This is a genomic window from Streptomyces sp. WP-1 (genome assembly GCF_030450125.1).
GTDB lineage: Bacteria > Actinomycetota > Actinomycetes > Streptomycetales > Streptomycetaceae > Streptomyces > Streptomyces incarnatus.
This window is the reverse complement of sequence record NZ_CP123923.1, coordinates 5,725,124-5,746,988: the sequence shown is the minus strand read 5'-3', so window position 1 is coordinate 5,746,988 and position 21,865 is coordinate 5,725,124. Positions and strand designations below refer to the sequence as shown.

Annotated in this window: 19 protein-coding genes and 2 CRISPR repeat arrays; of the genes, 14 read left to right on the top strand and 5 right to left on the bottom strand. The window is 72.1% G+C overall.

Translation table 11 applies throughout. The features are described 5' to 3' along the window. The first annotated feature begins 41 nt into the window (after positions 1-41). From cas7e to QHG49_RS25310, 8 genes are all read left to right on the top strand, one after another. Positions 42-1,247, top strand: a complete 1,206-nt coding sequence (gene cas7e, locus QHG49_RS25345) for a type I-E CRISPR-associated protein Cas7/Cse4/CasC (RefSeq protein WP_301491468.1) — start codon at positions 42-44, stop codon at positions 1,245-1,247. Then, on the top strand, positions 1,244-2,062 hold the full coding sequence (gene cas5e, locus QHG49_RS25340; RefSeq protein ID WP_301491467.1) for a type I-E CRISPR-associated protein Cas5/CasD: 819 nt from the start codon (positions 1,244-1,246) through the stop codon (positions 2,060-2,062). Before cas7e ends, cas5e begins: the two co-directional genes overlap by 4 nt. Then, entirely contained in the window at positions 2,062-2,790 is a 729-nt protein-coding gene (gene cas6e, locus QHG49_RS25335; protein WP_301491466.1) for a type I-E CRISPR-associated protein Cas6/Cse3/CasE, read from the top strand. Before cas5e ends, cas6e begins: the two co-directional genes overlap by 1 nt. Beyond that, complete coding sequence (cas1e, locus tag QHG49_RS25330; RefSeq protein WP_301491465.1) at positions 2,787-3,749, top strand: type I-E CRISPR-associated endonuclease Cas1e; 963 nt, start codon at positions 2,787-2,789, stop codon at positions 3,747-3,749. The genes cas6e and cas1e overlap by 4 nt, the downstream gene beginning before the upstream one ends. Beyond that, on the top strand, positions 3,746-4,105 hold the full coding sequence (gene cas2e, locus QHG49_RS25325; RefSeq protein WP_301491464.1) for a type I-E CRISPR-associated endoribonuclease Cas2e: 360 nt from the start codon (positions 3,746-3,748) through the stop codon (positions 4,103-4,105). Before cas1e ends, cas2e begins: the two co-directional genes overlap by 4 nt. Before the next feature lie 104 nt (positions 4,106-4,209). After that, positions 4,210-4,481: direct repeats of the CRISPR family, unit length 29 nt; unit sequence GTGGTCCCCGCGCATGCGGGGGTGGTCCC. Between the two features lie 191 nt (positions 4,482-4,672). Next, positions 4,673-5,974 carry a sensor histidine kinase gene (locus QHG49_RS25320; RefSeq protein ID WP_301491462.1) on the top strand — a complete coding sequence of 434 codons (1,302 nt, stop codon included), beginning with the start codon at positions 4,673-4,675 and terminating at the stop codon, positions 5,972-5,974. Continuing rightward, positions 5,971-6,651, top strand: a complete 681-nt coding sequence (locus QHG49_RS25315) for a response regulator transcription factor (protein WP_301491461.1) — start codon at positions 5,971-5,973, stop codon at positions 6,649-6,651. Before QHG49_RS25320 ends, QHG49_RS25315 begins: the two co-directional genes overlap by 4 nt. 243 nt (positions 6,652-6,894) lie before the next feature. Continuing rightward, on the top strand, positions 6,895-9,996 hold the full coding sequence (locus QHG49_RS25310; protein WP_301491459.1) for an efflux RND transporter permease subunit: 3,102 nt from the start codon (positions 6,895-6,897) through the stop codon (positions 9,994-9,996). 262 nt (positions 9,997-10,258) lie between these two features. Then, a CRISPR array of direct repeats spans positions 10,259-11,203; the repeat unit is 29 nt; unit sequence GGGACCACCCCCGCAGGCGCGGGGACCAC. A 545-nt stretch (positions 11,204-11,748) separates the two neighbouring features. Here QHG49_RS25310 and QHG49_RS25305 read toward each other — a convergent pair. The 3 genes from QHG49_RS25305 to QHG49_RS25295 all read right to left on the bottom strand — a co-directional run bounded on the left by QHG49_RS25305 (position 11,749) and on the right by QHG49_RS25295 (position 13,324). After that, positions 11,749-11,958 carry a hypothetical protein gene (locus QHG49_RS25305; RefSeq protein WP_301491458.1) on the bottom strand — a complete coding sequence of 70 codons (210 nt, stop codon included), beginning with the start codon at positions 11,956-11,958 and terminating at the stop codon, positions 11,749-11,751. Positions 11,959-12,209: 251 nt separating this feature from the next. Continuing rightward, entirely contained in the window at positions 12,210-12,488 is a 279-nt protein-coding gene (locus QHG49_RS25300; RefSeq protein ID WP_159700727.1) for a hypothetical protein, read from the bottom strand. A gap of 38 nt (positions 12,489-12,526) precedes the next feature. Further along, positions 12,527-13,324 (bottom strand): PspA/IM30 family protein, encoded by a 798-nt coding sequence (locus tag QHG49_RS25295; protein ID WP_145484967.1) that lies wholly within the window; start codon positions 13,322-13,324, stop codon positions 12,527-12,529. Between the two features lie 256 nt (positions 13,325-13,580). On the opposite strand from QHG49_RS25295, the gene QHG49_RS25290 reads away from it, so the two are divergent. The 3 genes from QHG49_RS25290 to QHG49_RS25280 all read left to right on the top strand — a co-directional run bounded on the left by QHG49_RS25290 (position 13,581) and on the right by QHG49_RS25280 (position 16,167). Then, positions 13,581-14,204: a DUF3043 domain-containing protein gene (locus QHG49_RS25290; RefSeq protein ID WP_145484968.1), complete on the top strand. Its 624-nt coding sequence runs from the start codon at positions 13,581-13,583 to the stop codon at positions 14,202-14,204. 83 nt (positions 14,205-14,287) lie between these two features. Beyond that, positions 14,288-14,989, top strand: a complete 702-nt coding sequence (locus tag QHG49_RS25285; protein WP_159708086.1) for a bifunctional 2-polyprenyl-6-hydroxyphenol methylase/3-demethylubiquinol 3-O-methyltransferase UbiG — start codon at positions 14,288-14,290, stop codon at positions 14,987-14,989. A 95-nt stretch (positions 14,990-15,084) separates the two neighbouring features. Further along, a complete protein-coding gene (locus QHG49_RS25280) occupies positions 15,085-16,167 on the top strand; it encodes a S1C family serine protease (RefSeq protein WP_301491456.1) in 1,083 nt (360 codons plus the stop codon). A gap of 245 nt (positions 16,168-16,412) precedes the next feature. Here QHG49_RS25280 and QHG49_RS25275 read toward each other — a convergent pair whose 3' ends face one another. Then, positions 16,413-16,625, bottom strand: coding sequence for a hypothetical protein (locus QHG49_RS25275; protein WP_301491455.1), 213 nt, complete (start codon positions 16,623-16,625; stop codon positions 16,413-16,415). Between the two features lie 80 nt (positions 16,626-16,705). On the opposite strand from QHG49_RS25275, the gene QHG49_RS25270 reads away from it, so the two are divergent. Then, positions 16,706-17,908 carry a bifunctional adenosylcobinamide kinase/adenosylcobinamide-phosphate guanylyltransferase gene (locus QHG49_RS25270; RefSeq protein WP_301491454.1) on the top strand — a complete coding sequence of 401 codons (1,203 nt, stop codon included), beginning with the start codon at positions 16,706-16,708 and terminating at the stop codon, positions 17,906-17,908. Positions 17,909-17,959: 51 nt separating this feature from the next. On the opposite strand, the gene QHG49_RS25265 is transcribed toward QHG49_RS25270, so the two are convergent. Beyond that, the gene (locus tag QHG49_RS25265) at positions 17,960-18,478 is read right to left on the bottom strand and encodes a methyltransferase domain-containing protein (RefSeq protein ID WP_370530507.1); all 519 of its coding nucleotides are present in this window, start codon (positions 18,476-18,478) and stop codon (positions 17,960-17,962) included. Between the two features lie 136 nt (positions 18,479-18,614). Between QHG49_RS25265 and cobT the strand changes: the two genes are divergently transcribed. Continuing rightward, complete coding sequence (gene cobT / locus QHG49_RS25260) at positions 18,615-19,739, top strand: nicotinate-nucleotide--dimethylbenzimidazole phosphoribosyltransferase (RefSeq protein WP_159700736.1); 1,125 nt, start codon at positions 18,615-18,617, stop codon at positions 19,737-19,739. Positions 19,740-20,047: 308 nt separating this feature from the next. Beyond that, a complete protein-coding gene (locus tag QHG49_RS25255; protein ID WP_244320093.1) occupies positions 20,048-21,862 on the top strand; it encodes a phosphatidylglycerol lysyltransferase domain-containing protein in 1,815 nt (604 codons plus the stop codon). Positions 21,863-21,865 lie beyond the last annotated feature (3 nt).

Below are 21,865 nucleotides of genomic sequence, written 5' to 3'. Positions count from 1 at the left end.
CACGTGCCGCATCCTCATCGCCCGAAAAGATCGGAATGACCATGCCCCGAACCATCCTCGACATCCATGTCCTTCACGTCGTCCCGCCGAGCAATCTCAACCGCGACGACACAGGGACGCCCAAGTCGGCCTACTACGGCGGGGTCCGGCGTGCGCGAGTGTCGAGTCAGGCCTGGAAACGGGCCACGCGCACGGCCTTCGAGAAGCTGCTGCCGCCCGAGGCACTCGGCGTCCGTACGAAGAAGATCGCCGAGGCGCTGGCCGATCGCATCATCGACCGGAACGAGTCGTTGGCGCCCGTCGCGGTCCAGTTGGCCGCCGAGACGCTGAAAACGGCGACGGGGATCAAGATCGAGGTGCCGAAGCGAAAGGCCAGGAGCGGAGACGAGGAATCGGCCGCGCCCGAGTCGTCGTACCTGATGTTCCTGAGCAGCCGGCAGCTGGACGCCCTCGCCGAGGTGACGATCGAGGGCAGCGGCCCCGAGGGTGACCTCAAGGTCCTCCAGACCTATCTGAAGGACAAGGAGAACAAGGCCAAGGCCCGGCAGTCGGTGGACTCCAGGCACTCGGTGGACATCGCTCTCTTCGGACGCATGGTCGCCGATGCCGCCGACCTCAATGTGGACGCGGCCTCACAGGTAGCTCATGCCATCAGCGTGCACAAGTCGGAGATCGAATCCGATTACTACACCGCCGTGGACGACCTCAGCGGCGCGGACGAATCCGGCGCCGGAATGATCGGGACCATCGACTTCAACTCGGCGACCCTCTACCGCTACGCCGCCGTGGACGTGGACGAGTTGACCCGCAACCTGGGGCTCGGGCTGCGGACGGACGAGGCACCCAGCGCCCCGGTGGAAAAGGCGGTCGGGGCTTTTCTGGACGCCTTCGTCACCTCCCTCCCGACGGGGAAGATCAACACCTTCGGGAACCACACCCTGCCCTCCGCGGTGATCGTGCGGCTGCGCGACCGCCGGCCGGTGAGCTTCGTCGGCGCATTCGAGGAGCCGGTGCCGCAGGGTCCGGAGGGTGGCTACCTCCGGGAGAGTTGCCGCAGGCTCGCCGCATATGTACCGGATCTGGAGAAGCAGTACGGCATCGAGGCTCCGGAGCACGGCTGGGTGTTCCGCGTGGGCGACGAGACGGATGCGCTCGAACCGCTGGGCCACCGGGTGTCCTTGGACGCCCTCGTACGGGAGGTGCAAGAGGCGGTGGCGGCGCGGGTGAGCACCGGAGCGGACGCATGACGGTGTTGCTGCTGCGGCTGGCGGGCCCGCTGCAAGCCTGGGGCTCGGCCGCCCGGTTCGCCCGTCGCACCACTGAGAACGCACCCACCAAGAGTGGCGTGCTCGGGCTGCTCGCGGCCGCCGAAGGGCGCCCCCGCGGTGCGGACCTCGCCGACCTGGCCGCACTGCGGTTCGGCGTACGCATCGACCAGCCCGGCTCCCGGCTGCGGGACTTCCACACCGCCCACCACGGGGACTCCGGCAAGGCGATGCCTTTGTCCGAACGGTTCTATCTCGCCGACGCGGTTTTCGTCGCAGGGGTCGAGGGGGACGCCGTGCTGCTGAACCGTCTGTACGAGGCCGTGCGTGCCCCACATTTCCTTCCGTACCTCGGCCGGCGCTCCTGTCCCCCGTCCCGCCCTCTCGACATGGGCCGGCCCTTTTCGGGCCCCGGCCTGGAGGACGCGCTGCGGGCCGCGCCCTGGCAGGCGGCGTCCTGGTACCGCAAGCGCATCGGACAGGCCGCCCAGGCGTACGGCCGGACCGGGTACGGAGGACCGGACCCGAACGGCCCCCCGCCCGAGGTAGCCGTGGATCTGCTGCTCGACTGTCCACCGGGCGAGCTCCCTCATCTGTCCCTCAGGGACACCCCGGTGAGTTTCGACCCCCGTCATCGGCAGTACGGGCTGCGCGGCGTGGTCACCTCCCTCACCGAACCCCGGCGGCACTCGTCCGACGGCGCTCCCGCCCCCGAGCACGACCCGACCGTCCTCCTCCGCTCCCTCGATCCCTCCGCGAGCACCAGCACGGCAGAGCACCGTCCGAGGAACAGCTGATGTACCTGACCCGTTTCCGTATCAACACCGCCCGGCCCGGCGCTCGTCGGTTGCTCGGATCACCGCACTTCATGCACGGAGCCGTGAACATGTCCTTCCCCGAGGCTCCGCCTCGCGGTGACGGCGGACCGCGGGTCCTGTGGCGAGTGGACCCGGCCGCCGCCGGACGCGCCGACCTGTTCATCGTCAGTCCGCTCCGCCCCGACCTCACTCATCTCGTGGAACAGGCGGGGTGGCCGAGCGCCGAGCAGCCGGGCTGGACGACCTTCGACTACCAGGGGCTGCTCGACCGTCTCGCCGTCGACAGCACCTGGGGATTCCGGCTCACCGCGAATCCGGTGCACTACATCCGCAGGCCACAGGACTCCAGGGAGACACCGACGAAACGGGCCGCGCACATCACCCCGCGGCATCAGATCGGCTGGCTGCTCGACCGGCAGCAGCGGGCCGGTTTCGAGGTGCTGCGCGTCCCCGCCGAACGTCGGCTGACCGAGCACGGCAGCGAGCACGAAGTCGTCGTGCACGACAGGACGCCCACTCAATTCGGCAAGTTCGAGGGCGTGGCACACCGCAGTCGGCGGCAGGTCGACTTCACCCGCGTCACCTTCGACGGCCGGCTCCGCGTCACGGACGCCGAGGTCTTCCGCCGTACTCTCACGCACGGGTTGGGCAAGGCCAAGGCGTACGGCTGCGGGCTGATGACCCTCGCGCCCGTGCGCGCGTCATGACCACCGTCAGCCGCCGGGGCGCATCCTCACCTCGGGAACTCACCCGGGTCGGTGACCGGGTCTCCTTCATCTACCTGGAACGCTGCACGGTTCACCGGGAGGACAACGCGATCACCGCGACGGACACGGACGGGGTCACCCACATCCCGTCCGCGACCATCGGGACGCTTCTCCTCGGCCCCGGAACCCGGCTGACCCACCAGGCGATGTCCGTGCTCGGGGAATGCGGGGCCGCAGTGGTGTGGGTCGGTGAGCAGGGAGTGCGTTTCTACGCGGGCGGACGAGCCCTCACCCGCTCCTCGCACCTCGTCGAGGCACAGGCGACGGCCTGGGCGAATCGTCGTACTCGGCTCGATGTCGCCCGGGCCATGTACCGGATGCGCTTTCCCGAGGACGATCCGTCCGGCCACACCCGGCAGGAACTCCTCAGTATGGAGGGCCGGCGGGTGAAGGAGTGTTACCGCCGCGAATCGGCCCGTACCGGGGTCTCCTGGCGGCGGCGTGATTACCATCATGGCGACTTCGCCGCGGGAGATGCGGCCAATCAGGCCGTGACCGCGTCCGCGCAGTGCATGTACGGAGTGGCCCACGCCGTGGTGGCGGCGCTCGGCTGTGCGCCGGGGCTGGGCTTCGTGCACTCCGGGCATGAGCGCTCGTTCGTCCTGGACATCGCCGATCTCTACAAGACGGAGATCGGGATCCCGGCCGCGTTCGACGCGGCCGCCGAGGGCGAGGAGGATGTGGCGACGCGCACCCGCCGGGCGCTGCGCGACCGCATCAACTCCACCGGTCTGCTCGACCGTTGCGTACGGGACATCAAAGAGCTGCTTCTCGGGCAGACCGGCCTCGCCGAGCCCCGGGGGACGGCCGATCGGGTGAGTCTCCAGTCGGACGGGGACCGGCTCGTCGAAGCCGGCCGCAACTATGACGGTGCCGCTGGCGAGGAGCCCCTCTGGTGACGGTCATCGTCCTCGCCAACTGCCCACCGGGCCTGCGGGGCTTCCTGACCCGCTGGCTGCTGGAAGTCTCGCCCGGCGTCTTCCTGGGCTCACCCTCGGCCCGGGTACGCGACATCCTGTGGGAGGAGGTCCGCCAGTACCGCGGCAAAGGGCGCGCCCTGCTCGCGTACCAGACGGACAACGAACAGGGCTTCACCTTCGCGACTCACGAACACGCCTGGCATCCCACCGACCACGAAGGCCTCGTCCTCCTCAAACGCCCCTCACCCCACTCCCCACCCACCACGAACTCGCCGTCACCTCCGCGCCAGGGCTGGAGCAAGGCCGCCAAGAGACGCCGCTTCGGTAACTCCTGAGCCCCCCTCCACCTACCGATTAGCCTGAAAGCCCGAAATGCCCGTTTCTCTGAAAGTGGGGCACACCCTGTAACCCAACCAACTAAATCCCCAGCTCAGGAACTGTGGTCCCCGCGCATGCGGGGGTGGTCCCGCGCCGACCGTCGGGACCTGGCCGTCCTCGTCGTGGTCCCCGCGCATGCGGGGGTGGTCCCCGGTTCACGCTGCTCTGAGGTGACGCGGCCCCGTGGTCCCCGCGCATGCGGGGGTGGTCCCCAGCCATGCCGAAGAACCGGACCACCGCACAGGTGGTCCCCGCGCATGCGGGGGTGGTCCCATCCGCCCAACTAGCGCTGAGTCCAGGGGGAGTGGTCCCCGCGCATGCGGGGTAGCCCCCTCGGCTGGGTGGGCACGGTGAGAAGGCGGTCTCAGTGGGTCGGGGGACCGCTCTCGCGTGTGAGTTGCCGTGGTCCTTGGGGCTGGCCGGTTCCCACAGTTGTGAGGCTTCAGCACGGCTCGGCAGCGGGCGTCGGTATGGGCTGCGCCGACTCGGCCCGGTACGCCGCGCCCCGCCGTACTGTTCCTTGTGTGACCACTCTCGAACGCGCCCGCTGTGAGCTCAAGGCCCACCCCCTCGCGCTCGACGCGGCCCTCGCCGCGGCCGTTCTCGTCTGCATGGTCGCCGGTTCCTTCGCCGCTCCCTCGGACGACCAGGGCGTCACCTGGGACGTCCGCAGCCCTGGTGTCCTGAGCCTGCTGCTGATGCTGCTGGCCGCCGTCGCCCTCGTCTTCCGTCGCCGCGCCCCCCGGACCGTCCTCGCCCTCACCGGCACCTTCTCCGTGGTGGAGTGCGTCACCGGCGACCCCCGCGCCCCGGTCACGATGTCCGCCGTCGTCGCCCTGTACACCGTCGCCGCCACCACCGACCGCACCACCACCTTCCGCGTCGGCCTGCTCACCATGACCGTGCTGACCGCCGCCGCGATGCTCGCCGGGCCCCTGCCCTGGTACGCGCAGGAGAACCTGGGCGTCCTCGCCTGGACCGGCATCGGCGCCACCGCGGGCGACGCGGTCCGCAGCCGCAGAGCCGTCGTCCAGGCCATCCGGGAACGCGCCGAACGCGCCGAGCGCACCCGGGAGGAGGAGGCGCGCCGCCGGGTCGCCGAGGAGCGCCTGCGCATCGCCCGCGACCTGCACGACGTCGTCGCCCACCACATCGCCCTGGTCAATGTGCAGGCCGGCGTCGCCGCCCATGTCATGGACAAGCGCCCCGACCAGGCCAAGGAGGCCCTCGCCCACGTCCGCGAGGCCAGCCGCAGCGCGCTCAACGAGCTGCGCGCCACCGTCGGCCTGCTCCGCCAGTCCGGCGACCCTGAGGCGCCCACCGAACCCGCCCCCGGCCTCAGCCTCCTGGAAGAGCTGGCCGGCACCTTCCGCAGCGCGGGCCTGCCGGTGGAGGTCGCCCGCGCCGACCAGGACACCCGTCTGCCCGCGGCCGTGGACCTCGCCGCCTACCGGATCGTCCAGGAGGCCCTGACCAACGTCCGCAAGCACGCGGGCGCGGGCGCGCGGGCCGAGGTGAGCGTCGTACGCGTCGGACGGGACATCGAGATCACGGTCGTGGACGACGGCGCCGGCGCGGCTCCCGGCCCCGACGCCCACCCCGAGCACGACCCCGAGCGCGACCCTGAAGGCGCCCCCGGCCCCGTCCCCGAGACGGGCGGCGGCCACGGCCTCCTCGGCATGCGTGAACGCGTCAGCGCCCTCGGCGGCACCCTCAGCACCGGCCCCCGCTACGGCGGCGGTTTCCGCGTCCATGCGATCCTGCCGGTCAGCACCACCGACACCCGCATCGAGGGCCGTACGACGGCACCGGGGGAGCCCGTATGACGATCCGTGTCCTGCTCGCCGACGACCAGGCCCTGCTGCGCAGCGCGTTCCGGGTGCTGGTCGACTCCGAGCCCGACATGGAGGTGGTGGGGGAGGCGTCCGACGGCGCGCAGGCGGTCCTGCTGGCCAAGGAGCGGCACCCCGACGTCGTCCTCATGGACATCCGCATGCCCGGCACCGACGGCCTCGCCGCCACCCGTCTGATCAGCGAGGACACCGATCTCGCCCAGGTGCGCGTGGTCATCCTGACCACCTTCGAGGTGGACGACTACGTGGTGCAGTCACTGCGCGCCGGCGCCTCCGGCTTCCTCGGCAAGGGCAGCGAACCGGAGGAACTGCTCAGCGCCATCCGGATCGCCGCGGGCGGCGAGGCCCTGCTCTCCCCGGCCGCCACCAAGGGCCTGATCGCCCGCTTCCTCGCCCAGGGCGACGGCGACGACGGCCGCGCCCCCCTCGGCGCCGAACGGCTCGACGCGCTCACCGGACGCGAGCGCGAGGTGCTCGTCCAGGTCGCCGGCGGCCACTCCAACGACGAGATCGCCGAACGCCTCGCGGTCAGCCCCCTGACGGTGAAGACGCATGTCAACCGGGCCATGGCCAAGCTCGGCGCGCGCGACCGGGCCCAGCTCGTGGTGATCGCGTACGAGTCCGGGCTCGTCCGGCCGCGGGTGGACTGATCTCCACCCGCGTACCTCCGTACATCTCCACCCGCCGTGTACTGCGCGCGGAGTAGGAGACGGGTAGGGAAACGGGACCTGCGGCCTACGGTCCGGGCCTCCCGGATGGCCGAAGGTGGTGGGGTGTGGACGCTCCTGGGCGTCCGTCGCCGCTTCCCGCGCACCCTGTGGGTTCCCTTGGGGCCCTTGCGTTCTCGGTGACCGGAAGCGCTTCTGCCGCTCACGGAAGAGAGACCCTCACCCATGTCCTGGCTGTCCAGATTCAGCCTCGCCCAACGGGCCCTCATCGGCCTGATCTCGATCGTCGCCCTGGTCTTCGGCGCGATCGCGATACCCCAGATCAAGCAGCAGCTGCTGCCCACCATCGACCTGCCCATGGTGTCGGTGATCGCGCCGTACCAGGGCGCCGCCCCCGACGCCGTCGAGAAGCAGGTGGTCGAGCCGATCGAGGACGGCCTCCAGGGCGTCGACGGCGTCACCTCGGTCACCTCCACCGCGGGCGAGGGCAACGCCGTGATCATGGCGTCCTTCGACTACGGCAACGACACCAAGCAGATCGTCGCCGATGTGCAGCAGGCCGTGAACCGGGCCCGCAACCAGCTGCCGTCCGAGGTCGACCCGCAGGTGATCTCCGGCTCCACCGACGACATGCCGACCGTCGTGCTCGCCGCCACCTCCGGCAAGGACCAGCAGGCGCTCGCCGACCAGCTCGACAAGACGGTCGTACCGGCGCTGAAGGACATCGACGGCGTCGGCCGCGTCCAGGTCACCGGCGTCCGCGACCTCCAGGTCGATGTCACCCCCGACGACGCCGAGCTCGCGCGGGACGGCCTCACCCCCGCCGACCTCGCCCAGGCAATCCAGGCGGGCGGCGCGAGCGTCCCGGCCGGCTCCTTCGACGAGAACGGCGCCAACCGCACCGTCCAGGTCGGCGGCGGCTTCACCACGCTGGAGCAGATCAAGGACCTCACCGTCACCGGCCAGGGCGGTCACAAGGCCGTACGACTCGGGGACGTGGCCACCGTCAAGGAGCAGCCGGCCCCGGCCGACTCCCTCACCCGTACCGACGGCAGGCCCAGCCTCGCCGTCAACGTGACCATGGACCACGACGGCAGCGCGGTCACGATCTCCAACACGGTCAAGGACAAGCTGCCCGGCCTGCGCGAACAGCTCGGTCCCGACGCCAAGTTGACGGTCGTCAGCGACCAGGGTCCGGCCGTCTCCAAGTCCATCAAGGGCCTGACCACCGAGGGCGCGCTCGGCCTGCTCTTCGCCGTCCTGGTCATCCTGCTCTTCCTCGCCTCGCTGCGCTCCACGCTGGTCACCGCGGTGTCCATCCCGCTGTCCGTCGTCCTCGCGCTGATCGTGCTGTGGACCGACGGCCTGTCCCTGAACATGCTCACGCTCGGCGCCCTGACCATCGCCATCGGCCGGGTCGTGGACGACTCGATCGTGGTCCTGGAGAACATCAAGCGGCACCTCGGCTACGGCGAGGAGCGCCGCTCGGCGATCATCGAGGCGGTGCGCGAGGTGGCCGGCGCGGTCACCTCCTCCACCCTCACCACGGTCGCGGTGTTCCTGCCGATCGGCCTGGTCGGCGGCATGGTGGGCGCACTGTTCGGCTCCTTCAGCATCACCGTCACGGCGGCCCTGCTGGCCTCCCTGCTGGTCTCGCTGACCGTCGTCCCCGTGCTCTCCTACTGGTTCCTGCGCGCCCCCAAGGGCACCCCCGAGGACGCGGCACAGGCCCGCCGCGAGGCCGAGGAGAAGGAGGCGAACAGCCGCCTCCAGCGCACCTACGTCCCCGTGCTGCGCTTCGCGACGCGCCGCCGCCTCACCAGCGTGCTGATCGCGATCGTGGTCCTGGTCGTCACGTTCGGCATGTCCGGACTGCTCAAGACCAACTTCTTCGACCAGGGCGAGCAGGAGGTCATCACGGTCAAGCAGGAGCTGAAGCCCGGCACCAGCCTGGCCGCGACCGACGCGCAGGCGAAGAAGGTCGAGAAGCTCCTCGCCACCACCGACGGCGTCAAGGACTACCAGGTCACCGTCGGCTCCTCCGGCTTCATGGCGGCCTTCGGCGGCGGCACGGACACCAACCAGGCGTCCTACCAGGTGATGCTGAAGGACTCGAAGTCGTACGACAGCGTGCAGAAGCACCTGGAGAGCGGCCTGAAGGGCCTCAAGGGCATCGGTACGACCACGGTGTCGGCAGGCGACGGCTTCGGCAGCCAGAACCTCAGCGTCGTGGTGAAGGCCGCCGACCCGGAGGTGCTGCGCACGGCGGCCGAGCAGGTCCGCTCCACGGTGGCCGGGCTGGACGGCGTCACCGACGTCACCAGCGACCTGTCCACCAGCGTGCCGCGGATCTCGGTGACGGCCAACGCCAAGGCGGCCGCGGCCGGTTTCGACAACCAGAAGCTCGGCGCGGCGGTGGCGCAGGCGGTGCGCGGTACGACGGCGGCGAAGGCGACCCTCGACGACACCGAGCGCGATGTCGTCATCAAGTCGGCCGAGCCCACCACGACCGTCGCCCAGCTGAAGAAGCTGCGCCTCGGCCCGGTCCGGCTCGGTGACATCGCCACGGTGAAGCTGGTGGACGGGCCGGTCTCGCTGACCCGGATCGACGGGCAGCGTGCCGCGACGATCACGGCCAAGCCGACCGGTGACAACACGGGCGCGGTCAGCACCCAGCTCCAGTCGAAGATCAAGGCCCTGAAGCTGCCCGCGGGCGCCGAGGCCCAGATCGGCGGGGTCACCTCCGACCAGAACGACGCCTTCAAGAACCTCGGCCTCGCCATGCTGGCCGCGATCGCGATCGTCTTCATGCTCCTGGTCGCGACGTTCCGCTCGCTGGCCCAGCCGCTGATCCTGCTGGTCTCCATCCCGTTCGCGGCGACCGGCGCCCTCGGCCTGCTGATCATCACGGGCACCCCGATGGGCGTCCCCGCCATGATCGGCATGCTGATGCTGATCGGCATCGTGGTGACCAACGCGATCGTGCTGATCGACCTGATCAACCAGTACCGGGCTCAGGGCCACGGCGTGGTCGAAGCCGTGATCGAGGGCGGCCGGCACCGCCTGCGCCCCATCCTGATGACGGCCCTGGCCACCATCTTCGCCCTGCTCCCGATGGCCCTGGGCGTCACGGGCGAGGGCGGCTTCATCGCCCAGCCGCTCGCGGTCGTGGTGATCGGCGGCCTGATCACCTCCACCCTGCTGACCCTCCTCCTGGTCCCGACCCTCTACGCGATGCTGGAACTCCGCAAGGAACGCCGCGCGAAGAAGAAGTCGGCCAAGCGCCAGCCGCCGGCCCCGGCAGAGCCGGACCTGGCCCAGGTCTGACACCGGTCCCACGCGCAGAGGGGCACCCCCGGATCTCTGGGGGTGCCCCTCCGGGCTTTCCGGGTCCGGGGCATGGACGACTCGTTCAGGTGCCCGGAGAGCGAACCCCACCACATCCCTGATCCGTGATGCGGTCGAACTGCTCGGCTGGAAGCGGAGCGTGGCGCTACGCTCCGCTTCCATTAGCCCCTGCCCTCATCCCGGGACAACTCCGCAGGCGCAAGGATCACCCTGGCGCGACAAGGGTCGGTGCACTGCGCTTGGGACCCACCCCGCAGAGGCGGGGAGCACGAGAAGGCGGGCGACTGGTGGCGCGGGCAGACGGGACCACCCCCGCAGGCGCGGGGACCACCTCCTCGGTCACGTTCAGCCGGTCCGCCGCCAGGGACCACCCCCGCAGGCGCGGGGACCACGTCTCCAAGGGGCGGAGGAGTCATGCCGTCGTGGGACCACCCCCGCAGGCGCGGGGACCACCGGTGGAAGACCGGGCGCGGGGTGAACAGCACGGGACCACCCCCGCAGGCGCGGGGACCACTCTTCGCCGCCCTTTCCGCCCTCAGCCGCGGCGGGACCACCCCCGCAGGCGCGGGGACCACTGGGGCTGCCCGGCACCGTACGGCCGGGTGTCGGGACCACCCCCGCAGGCGCGGGGACCACCGCCTGTGGGACCACGCGGAGGTCACGGAGTGGGGACCACCCCCGCAGGCGCGGGGACCACCGCCCTCACCGATGGGGTGAGACACCTCGGGAGGGACCACCCCCGCAGGCGCGGGGACCACTCGCTGTCCGGGGCCCCGCGTCTGTACGGCATGGGACCACCCCCGCAGGCGCGGGGACCACCGTCCGGGACGGGTCGTCCAGGCAGTACAGGGAGGGACCACCCCCGCAGGCGCGGGGACCACTTGACACTGAAATTCGCGTTGGTGCCGGTGAGGGGACCACCCCCGCAGGCGCGGGGACCACGACGCCTCGAACGACGACCTGGAAAAACTTCTGGGACCACCCCCGCAGGCGCGGGGACCACATGTCACCGGAACCCTCACCCTGACCGGGCTGGGGACCACCCCCGCAGGCGCGGGGACCACCCTGCTCGGCGCCCTGTGGGCCCTGCAGCGCGGGGACCACCCCCGCAGGCGCGGGGACCACTGCGGACGCCATGATGACGGGGTTCTCGCTGCGGGACCACCCCCGCAGGCGCGGGGACCACAGTTCGTGAGCTGGGGTTTTAGTGGGGCCGGGAGGCGGAATTCCTCACTTCTCGGAAAGAGGACATTTCGGTTCTTTCGGCTGTTCATGCAGTGCTACGTAGATGCTAGACCTGGTTCGTGAACAATGGCGCTACGGACGTGGCCAGTTGCCGGGGTCGCCGTTCGGTAGGTCTCGGCATTCGCTCCGCCATGGAGTTCACGCCCCGACACGTCTACCAGCCCGGCGGATCCCATGGGCCGCAGCCGCATGAGACCGGACGCATGTACGTTTACGTCGGCGTCGTTCAGACAAAGAGCCGGTGGTCTTGGAAAGTTGGCCGGCACCGCCGCAATCAGGTCCAGTTGAGCAGGACCTCCACCCGACGCTAGGCGAGCTTCAGTCGAGAGGCGCCCCTCCATGTGACGGACGGCGCCCCGCCCCAGTTCGGAAACATGAGTGCGGGGGCTGTCCTCGTCGTACCTTCCCGGCGCCCGGAGGTCCTTTGCCGCGGTGAGGGCACGAGGCCGACCGGAACACCGGGTTCGTCGTCACGCCCGTCCCCGTTCAGACGCAACCACCCAGCTCGCCTTCGTCACCGTGGGCCACCGGCCGCTCGACGGTCTGGCGGTACGAGACAAGGGCCAGCAGCGACCGGCGCGGCTTCGCCGCAGGTGACGCCACCAGGCAGACCTCGAAGGAGACCAGGACCACGGTGTACGTCGGTTTCGGCGCGCCCCGGCCCCTCGTATCACCCCGGAACGGGCGGCGACGCATTCGTCCACGACCTGCGCCGCAACGATCAGGGGCGGTGCACCCCTGGGACGGTGTCGCGAGCGATCAGCCGGTGAAGGTGTCGACCTGCCAGCGGTGGACGCGGGGCGGGCTCCTGGGAGTCGATCGTCTCCGTACCGCGCCTGGCCGCCTCGGCGCATGAGCAACGAAGAATCTGACCTGCCTGGAGCAGCAAGAAGCCCCCGCACAGTCCGCTTCACCCGGAACAGGCCCTGAGGCCCGGTCCCAGGCGCTCAGTCCGGGATCAGGCCGTCCTCGTCGAGCATCAGGCGGACCTCCGCCAAGGATGCGTCCGGGGAGGGGAGGATCAGGTCGGAGGGTTCGAGGTCGTCGTCCGCGAGGGGGGTGCCGAGGCGGCGGACCGCGGCGAGGAGGGCGCTCAGGGTGCGCCGGAAGCCCTCCTCGTCGCCGGTCTGTGTCTCGGCCAGCAGCTCGTCGTCGAGCCTGTTCAGCTCGGCGAAGTGGGAGTCGTCCAGCCTGACCTGGCCCTCCCCCATGATCCGTACGATCACGTCGGCCTCCTCGGCTCGTCTCCCGGCTGCGGACCCGGCTACTGCTTGTCGAAGCGCGGGGTGTCCCGCGGCTGCTGCTGGGCCTGGGGCTGCCCCTGACCGGCGCCGCCCTCGATGGCCTGCTGCTGGGTGCCTCCGGCCAGCTCGGCCTTCATGCGCTGCAGCTCCAGCTCTACATCACTACCACCGGAGAGCCGGTCCAGCTCGGCCGCGATGTCGTCCTTGGCCATGCCGCTCGGGTCGTCCAGGGCGCCCGAGGCGAGCAGTTCGTCGATGGCGCCGGCGCGGGCCTGGAGCTGCTGCGTCTTGTCCTCGGCACGCTGGATCGCGAGGCCGACGTCGCCCATCTCCTCGGAGATGCCGGAGAAGGCCTCGCCGATCCGGGTCTGGGCCTGGGCGGCGGTGTAGGTGGCCTTGATGGTCTCCTTCTTGGTGCGGAAGGCGTCCACCTTGGCCTGCAGGCGCTGGGCCGCCAGGGTGAGCTTCTCCTCCTCGCCCTGGAGGGTGGCGTGCTGGGTCTCCAGGTCGGTCACCTGCTGCTGGAGCGCGGCGCGCCGGGACAGCGCCTCGCGGGCCAGGTCCTCGCGGCCGAGCGCGAGCGCCTTGCGGCCCTGGTCCTCCAGCTTCCCGGACTGCTGCTGGAGCTGGTTGAGCTGGAGCTCCAGGCGCTTGCGGCTGGTCGCCACGTCGGCGACCCCGCGGCGCACCTTCTGGAGCAGCTCCAGCTGCTTCTGGTACGAGTAATCGAGGGTCTCGCGCGGGTCCTCGGCCCGGTCAAGGGCCTTGTTCGCTTTCGCGCGGAAGATCATCCCCATACGCTTCATGACACCGCTCATGGGCTTCGCGCGCCCCCTTCTGACGGACTCCAGCTCACCGATCCTGCGACAAGACCCACAGTACGGGCCTTGCCTCCATTACCGCACTGTCCGGGGCCTGATGCGCTCATCCCCAAGAACGACTGCGGACCGTAGCGCTCCCGCGCAGGGAGGAGGCGGTCCCTCACACGGACCCCGCTCGAACCCGCCGGAACACCCCCTCTGCGTCGTACAGACGCTCGGCGTTGCCGGATCGTTCCCGGCCGGGCTGGGGTCCATGCCTCGGATGCCCTTACCCTTGGTCTTTGTGTTCCGTAGCCGTGCCAAGGAAGAGAAGTCCCAGGCCGACCAGCCGGTGAACTTCTCCAAGCAGCCCCGTGACCCGCAGGCCCCGAAGGGCAGGCCCACGCCCAAGCGCAGTGAGGCCCAGTCCCAGCGCCGCAGCGTCGCCCACACGCCGACGACGCGCAAGGACGCCTCCAAGCGCCAGCGCGAGGAGCGCCGCCTCGCGCTCCAGAAGCAGCGCGAGGCGCTGGCAGGAGGCGACGAGCGTTTTCTGCCGGCCCGCGACAAGGGCCCGGTCCGCAGGTTCGCCCGTGACTGGGTGGACTCGCGGTTCAACGTGGCGGAGTTCTTCCTGCCGCTCGCCATCGTGATCCTCGTGCTCAGCGTGGTGCGGGTGCCCTCGATCCAGAACATCGCGCTGCTGCTGTGGGCCGCGGTGATCGTCCTGATCGTGGTGGACGCCGCCGTCAGCGGGCTGCGGCTGAAGAAGCGCCTCAAGGAGCGCTTCCCGGACGGCAACACGCGCGGCGCGGTGGCCTACGCCCTGATGCGTTCGCTCCAGATGCGCCGGCTCCGGCTGCCGAAGCCGCAGGTCAAGCGCGGAGAGCGGCCCTGAGCGCAGACGCTTTCACCGGGGGTGCGGCGCACTCCTGGCTGGACAAGGTGGGGGGCCTCCGGGATGTCGTACGCCAGGAACTGGTGGCACGGCAGCTGGACGAGCAGATAGCCGGGCGGTTCCCGGTCGGGCGGCGGCTGCGGGTGCTCGACGTGGGGATCGGGCAGGGCACCCAGGCCCTGCGCCTGGCCCGCCTCGGTCATCAGGTGACCGGGGTCGAGCAGGATCCGGTGATGGTCGCGGCGGCCCGCGAGGTGCTGGCCCGGGAGCCGGAGGGCATCCGGGAGCGGGTGCGGCTGGTGCAGGGCGACGGCCGGGACACCGGGGTGCACTTCCTGCCGGGCAGCTTCGACCTGGTGCTCTGCCACGGTGTGCTGATGTACGTCACCGAGCCCGATCCGCTGGTGGCGGGCCTGGCGCGGGTGCTGGCGCCGGGCGGCCTGCTCTCGCTGCTGGTGCGCAACGGCGACGCGCTCGCCATGCGGCCCGGGCTCGCCGGTGACTCGGCGGGCGCGCTGGCCGCCTTCGGCTCCACCGCGTACACCAACCGCCTCGGTCTGAACGTGCGGGCCGACCGGCTGTCCGCGCTGACCGCGACCCTCGCCGGCATCGCCGCCCCGCTGCACGCCTGGTACGGCGTGCGGGTCTTCACGGACCTGGCGGCGGACGACGCCCCGCTGCCGGACGACCTCCCGGCGCTGCTCGCGGCCGAGGAGCGGGCGGGCCGCACGGACCCCTACCGGGGCGTCGCGGCGCTGCTGCATCTGTGCGGGGTACGGGGCTGAACCGCCGCGGGGCACCGGCCGTGCGGAGTACGGGGCCGAGCCCGATCGGGGCAACACGGCGGGCCCGCTGACCGGCGCGCGGCCAGACTCGGGGCATGGACGCTTCCGCTTCCCCTGCCCCTGTCCGGTGCCGTGCCTTCCTCGCCGTCGTCCTGCTGTGCTGCGCGGCGCTCACGGCGGGCTGCGAGGGCCCCGGCGCCCCGAGCGCGCGGCGGCCCGGCGCGGCGACGGCGAGCCCGGTGACCGTGCCGATGGCGGCGGACGATCTCCAGAGCGCCTACCAGCGGGTGATCAAGCAGGCGCTGCCCTCGGTCGTGCAGATCGAGGCGAGCCGTGATCTGGGTTCCGGGATCGTGTACGACGACCGGGGGCACATCGTCACCAACGCGCACGTGGTCGGCGACGAGAAGACCTTCCGGGTGACCACGGCGGGCAACGAGGAGCCGCTCACCGCGAGCCTGGTCTACTCCTACCCCCAGCAGGACCTCGCCGTGATCAAGCTGGACCGGGTGCCGGACGGGCTGAGGCCCGCGGTGTTCGGGGACTCCGAGAAGGTGGAGGTCGGCCAGATCGTGCTGGCCATGGGCTCGCCGCTCGGACTGTCGTCCAGTGTGACGCAGGGGATCGTCTCGGCGACCGGGCGGACCGTCAGCGAGGGCAGCAGCGGCGGGGCGACCGGCGCCACCATCGCCAACATGGTGCAGACCTCGGCGGCCATCAACCCGGGCAACAGCGGGGGCGCCCTGGTCGATCTCGACGGGCAGGTCGTCGGCATCCCGACGCTGGCCGCGGCCGATCCCAACCTGGGCAGCGCGGCGGCCGGGATCGGCTTCGCCATCCCCGCGTCGATGGCGCGGACCATCGCCGGTCAGATCGTGCGCGAGGGCCGGGTCGTGGACTCGGGCCGGGCCGCGCTCGGCATCACCGGGCGGACCGTGGTGGACGACCGCCTCCAGCCGGCCGGGGTCGCCGTCGCGACCGTCCACGGCGGGGGCCCCGCGGCCCGGGGCGGGCTGCGCACCGGCGACATCATCACCAAGGTCGGCGGCCGGTCCATCACCACCATCACCTCGCTCCAGGAGGCCCTGGCGGGGGCCAAGCCGGGCCAGCGGACGACGGTGACCTATCTGCGCGACGGGGCGGGGCGGACGGCGCAGGTGACGCTGGGCGAGCAGTGAGGGCGGCGCGGATGAGGAGGGATGTGGGCGAGGTGGGGTGCGGGTGAGGTGGGGTGCGGGTGAGGAGGGGTGCGGGTGAGGAGGGGGGCGGGTGAGGAGGGGGGCGGGTGAGGAGGGGGGCGACCTTCCCGGCCGTACGGCCTTCCGGGCACCGGGGCCTCCGGGTACCCGGGCCTGCGAGTACCCCAGCCTCCGAGTGCTCGGGCCTCGGGAGTGGTGCGCCCCTCCTCACCGCGACCGCGGGGTCAGGAGGCGTCGGCGCGCAGGTTCATCGGGCCGTAGATCTCGGTGGTCTCCTCGAACAGCCGCACCTGGTCCGCGCCGCCCTCCAGCAGCGCCCGCCAGTGCTCCCCCACCCAGGACTCGGCGTCCCCCTGGGTGGTGAACTCCTCGGGCTGGACCGCCGGCTGGACCTCCGTCCCGTCGGCCTTCTCGAACCGCCACGTCCATGCCGTCATGTGGGCCTCCTAATAATCCGACACCTGCTGGAAGAGTAGACGGAAGCGCAATACCCGATCGGACAGGCGAAAATCGTTCCGTGGAAGTGACTCTGCTCGGTACCGGTGCCCCCGCCGGCCTGCCCCGCCCCGACTGCCCCTGTGCCGCGTGCGCGACGGCGCTGGGTCCGCACGCGCGGGCGGCCACCGCGCTGCTGGTGGACGGCGCGCTGCTGCTCGACCTCACCCCGGGCGCGGCCTTCGCGGCGGCGCGGGCCGGGCACTCGCTGGGCGGGGTGCGCCAGGTGGTGCTGTCCCACCCGCACGACGGTCCCCCGGTGGAGGTGCCGGCCGGGCTGCCGCATCCGGTACGGGTGCCGGACGGGCGGGAGCTGACGCTGCTGACGGGACATCGGGTGCGGGCGGTGGCGATGGACGCGGGCGGCACCGGGTACGCGGTGACCGGTCCGGACGGGCAGCGGCTGCTGTATCTGCCGCCGGGCGGGGCGCCGGCGGGTCTGGAGACGGCGACGGCGGAGTCGTACGACATGGTCCTCGCGGATGTCGTCGGCCGGCCGGACGCGCTGGCCCGGCTGCGGGCGGTCGGTTCGGTGGGGCCGACGACGGATGTGCTCGCGGTCCATCTCGACCACGATGTGCCGCCCGGCACTGAGCTGCGGCGCCGGCTCGCGGCGGCGGGGGCGCGGGCGGTGCCCGACGGTACGACGCTGGTGGTCGGCGCGTACGAGGAGGTGCCCGATGTGCCCCGGCGCACGCTGGTGCTCGGCGGGGCGCGCTCCGGCAAGTCGGTCGAGGCGGAGCGGCGGTTGGAGTCCTTCCCCGAGGTGCTGTACGTCGCGACCGGCGGGACGCGGGGCGGCGACACGGAGTGGGCGGCGCGGGTGGCGGCGCATCGGGAGCGGCGGCCGGGTTCATGGCGTACGTCCGAGACGACGGACCTGGTGCCGGTGCTCGCGGAGGACGGGCCGCCGGTGCTGATCGACTGTCTGTCGCTGTGGCTGACGGACGTGATGGACGAGGTGGGGGCGTGGGACGACGCGGAGTGGGCGGGCGGGGGCGAGAAGGCGTTGCGGGAGCGGGTACGGGAGTTGACGGAGGCGGTGCGGTGTGCGCGGCGGACGGTGGTGGCCGTGTCGAACGAGGTGGGCTCGGGGATCGTCCCCGCGACCGCGTCGGGACGGCGGTACCGGGACGAACTCGGGCGGCTGAACGCGGCGTTCGCGGCGGAGTGCGAGCAGGTGCTGCTGATCGTGGCGGGGCAGGCGATGGTGTTGCGGGGGTAAGCCCCGTGCGGGGCGCGGGGAACTGCGCGGCGCGCCGCGGCGGGCCCGCGGTCAGGCGACGGCTTTGCGGGCCACGAACCGGTGCTGGTGGAGGAACGGGATCGGAAAGGTGCCGGGGAGGACGGCGCAGGCCAGGGCCTCCAGGTCGGCCGGTGACCAGTAGGCGCCCAGGACGATGTGGCCCCCGGGGCGCAGCACCGTGACCGCCGCGCCGAGTTCGGCGTCCGGGGTCTGCCTCGGCGGCCCGAAGATGCTCACCACGTCGTAGCGGGCGCGCAGACGCGGTGCCACGTCGGTCAGCCGGCCCCGGTACGCCTCCTCCACCCGCTCCCGCGCCAGCGCCCGCTCCACGCGGTCCGTCGGGTCGACGCCGTCGAAGCTCGTGTAGGGGAAGACGCGCTTCGCCGCCTCCGGGAAGTGGCCGTACCCCGTGCCCACGTCCAGCCAGCTCTCCGGTTCGGGGAGCGACGACAGCGCGCGGGCGGTGAGGCGGTGCCGGATCAGGGCCAAGCGGTGTTCGTAGTAGCTGCGTCGGAGGAGGGGTTGCGGTGTGCGGGGCGAGGTCGGCATGGACGGCGGCTCCCTGTGCGACATTTCGCGGCAAAACGGAACGTATGGGATGCCGATCTTGGACGCAATGACATCGCCGGGTCGTGGTGGCGATGTGGCGCGGAACCGTTCGCCCGCTGGCGGTACTGTTCGGCGAATGAGCAGGATTGATCTGGACGACTTCACCGATCTGATCGAGCGCCCGGACGGGGGCGTGCGCCGTGACGCCGAGGCCCGGCGGGAGCGCCAGATCGTGCCGCCCGGGGCGCTGGGGCGCCTGGACGAGCTGGGCGAGTGGCTGACCGCCGCGCAGAGCGCCGTACCGGTACGGACCGTCGAACGGCCCCGGCTGATCCTCTTCGCCGGCGACCACGGCATCGCCGGACTGGACATCTCGGCGCGGCCCGCGGGCGGCGCGCGGGAGCTGGTGCGGGACGTGCTGGAGGGCGTGAGCCCCGCCGCGGTGCTCGCGCGCCGGCTCCAGGTGCCGGTCCGGGTCGTGGACATGTCCCTGGACTGCGACCCGGGCGACCTCCCCGAGGACGTCGGGCGGCACCGGGTGCGGCGCGGCAGCGGTCGTATCGACGTCGAGGACGCGCTCACCGAGGAGGAGGTGGACGCCGCGCTGCGGGCCGGTGTCGCCGTCGCCGACGAGGAGGCCGACTCCGGTACGGACCTGGTGGTGCTCGGCGACATCAGCGTGGGCGGCACCACCGCGGCGGCGGTGCTGATCGCGGCGCTGTGCGGGACCGACGCGTCGGTGGTGACCGGGCGGGGCGGCGTCGCGATCGACGACCTCACCTGGATGCGCAAGTGCGCGGCGATCCGGGACGCGCTGCGCCGGGCGCGGCCGGTGCTCGGCGACCAGGCGCAGCTGCTGGCCGCGGTCGGCGGGGCGGACCTCGCGGCGATGACCGGGTTCCTGCTCCAGTGCGCGGTGCGCAAGCTGCCGGTGATCCTGGACGGCGTGGTGAGCGCGGCGTGCGCGCTGGTCGCGCAGCGGGTCGCGTTCCGGGCGCCGGACTGGTGGCTGGCGGCGCACGACAGCGGTGAGCCGGGGCAGGCGAAGGCGTTGGACCGGATGGCCCTGGAGCCGCTGCTCCAGCAGGGCGTGAAGGTCGGCGAGGGCATGGGCGCGCTGCTGGCGCTCCCGCTGGTGCAGGCCGCGGCGGCGCTGGCCGCGGAGATGCCGGAGCGGGATCCGGAGCCCGAGCCGGAGCTGGAGCCCGAGAAGGAACTGGAGCCGGAGACCGAGAAGGAACCGGAGCCGGAGTCGGAGTAGCCGGTGGCGTGGCGGCCGGTTCGGCACCGCCGGGCCGCGCCGTCGCGGCCGAGCGCCGTCCCGGCCGAGCGCCGTCCCGGCCGAGCGCCGTCCCGGCCGAGCGCCGTCGCGGCGGAAAGAAACACAAGCGGCGCCGCGACCGACCACCGCAGCGGACCGGCCGCCCCCGGGGATCGACCGCCACCGCGGCCGGCCCACGCCGCCGCCGGGCCATGTCGCCGCCGGGCGACGCCGTGCCGGTGAGACCCATGCGCACCCCGGCCCGATAAGAGCCGTACCTCCGGGCGGCGCCCATATGATCCCTCTCCATGGGAGATGCCCGAATTGCCGCCCCGCCGCGCGTCGAGGCGGGGCGGTCGGTCGAAGTGGAGCGGTCGGGTGCGGCCGGGCGGCGGTCGGGCGGGGTGGCCTCCAAGGCCGCCGCTTGCGCCGTCTGGTACCTGCGGGTCGTCGCGTTCATCAACTTCCTCACCGCGGTGTGGGTCTCGCTGTACCAGGACGTGCGCCGGCACAACCAGGACGACTTCTTCACGCCGTACCTGCTGACCGCCGGCTTCGCCTCCGGTGTGTTCACCGCGTTCCTGGCGATCACGATGCGGCGCCGCAAGCGCGCGGCGTGGATCCTCAACCTCGTGCTCAGCGGCGTCTTCCTCGCGCTGTTCGCGTTCGCCATGGCGTTCCCGGAGATCCACCGGTACGCGCAGAACTGGGTGTCGCTGGTGCTGACGGCCGCGTTCGTCGCGGCGCTGCTGGTGGGGCGGCGGGAGTTCTACGCGAAGGGCGACCGCGCCAACCCCCGGCTCGCGGCCACCGTCGCCGTCGGCGGCGGGCTGGCCGCCAGCCTGCTGGCCGGGCTGCTGGTGACGGTCACCAACCAGGCACCGGACGCGGCCCGTTCGACGTTCCGGGAGCGCTGGCACTACGGCACCCTGCGCCTGGTCTCGGTCTCCGCCGACGAGCGCCACTTCCCCGGCATCGCCCCGCCCACCTGGGCCAATGTCGTCGTCAACGTGCTCAGCACGGCCCTGGTGCTCGCCGTGTTCTACGCCGCCTTCCGCTCCCGGCGCGCCGTCGACCCGCTCACCGCCGACGACGAGGCGCGGCTGCGGGCGCTGCTGGAGCGGCACGGCGAGCGGGACTCGCTCGGCTACTTCGCGCTGCGCCGGGAGAAGAGCGTGGTGTGGTCGCCGACCGGCAAGGCGGCCGTCGCCTATCGCGTGGTCGGCGGGGTGAGCCTGGCCTCCGGGGACCCGCTCGGCGATCCCGAGGCTTGGCCGGGCGCGATCGTGCCGTGGCTGGCGCAGGCGCGGGCGCACGGCTGGATCCCGGCGGTGATGGGGGCGGGCGAGGAGGCGGGCACCGTCTACCGCCGGTACGGCCTGGACGCCCTGGAGCTGGGGGACGAGGCGCTCGTGGAGGTCGCCGACTTCACCCTGGAGGGGCGGGCGATGCGCACCGTTCGGCAGGCGTACAACCGGGTGCGGCGGGCCGGGTACGAGGTGCGGGTCCGGCGTCACGAGGACATCCCGGCGGCCGAGATGGCGGTGCTGGTCGAGCGCGCGGACGACTGGCGGGACGGGGCGACCGAGCGCGGGTTCAGCATGGCGCTGGGGCGGCTCGGGGACCCGGCGGACGGCCGGTGCGTGATGCTGGAGTGCACGGACGCCGAGGGCCGGCCGCGCGCGCTGCTGTCCTTCGTGCCCTGGGGCCCGAGCGGGCTGTCGCTGGATCTGATGCGGCGCGACCGCGACGCCGAGAACGGGCTGATGGAGTTCATGGTCATCGAACTGCTGCGGCGCGCCGGGGAGATCGGGATCACACAGGTATCGCTGAACTTCGCGATGTTCCGCTCGGTCTTCGAACGTGGCGCGCGGCTCGGCGCCGGACCGGTGCTGCGGCTGTGGCGCTCGCTGCTCAGCTTCTTCTCGCGCTGGTGGCAGATCGAGTCGCTGTACCGCGCCAACGCCAAGTACCGGCCCATCTGGGAGCCGCGGTTCCTGCTCTTCGAGAAGAGCGCGGACCTGCCGCGCATCGGCCTCGCCTCGGCCCGCGCGGAGGGCTTCCTGGAGGCGCCGGGACTGCCCAAGTGGCTGCACCGGGGACGGCTCGGGGCGCGCCGATGACCG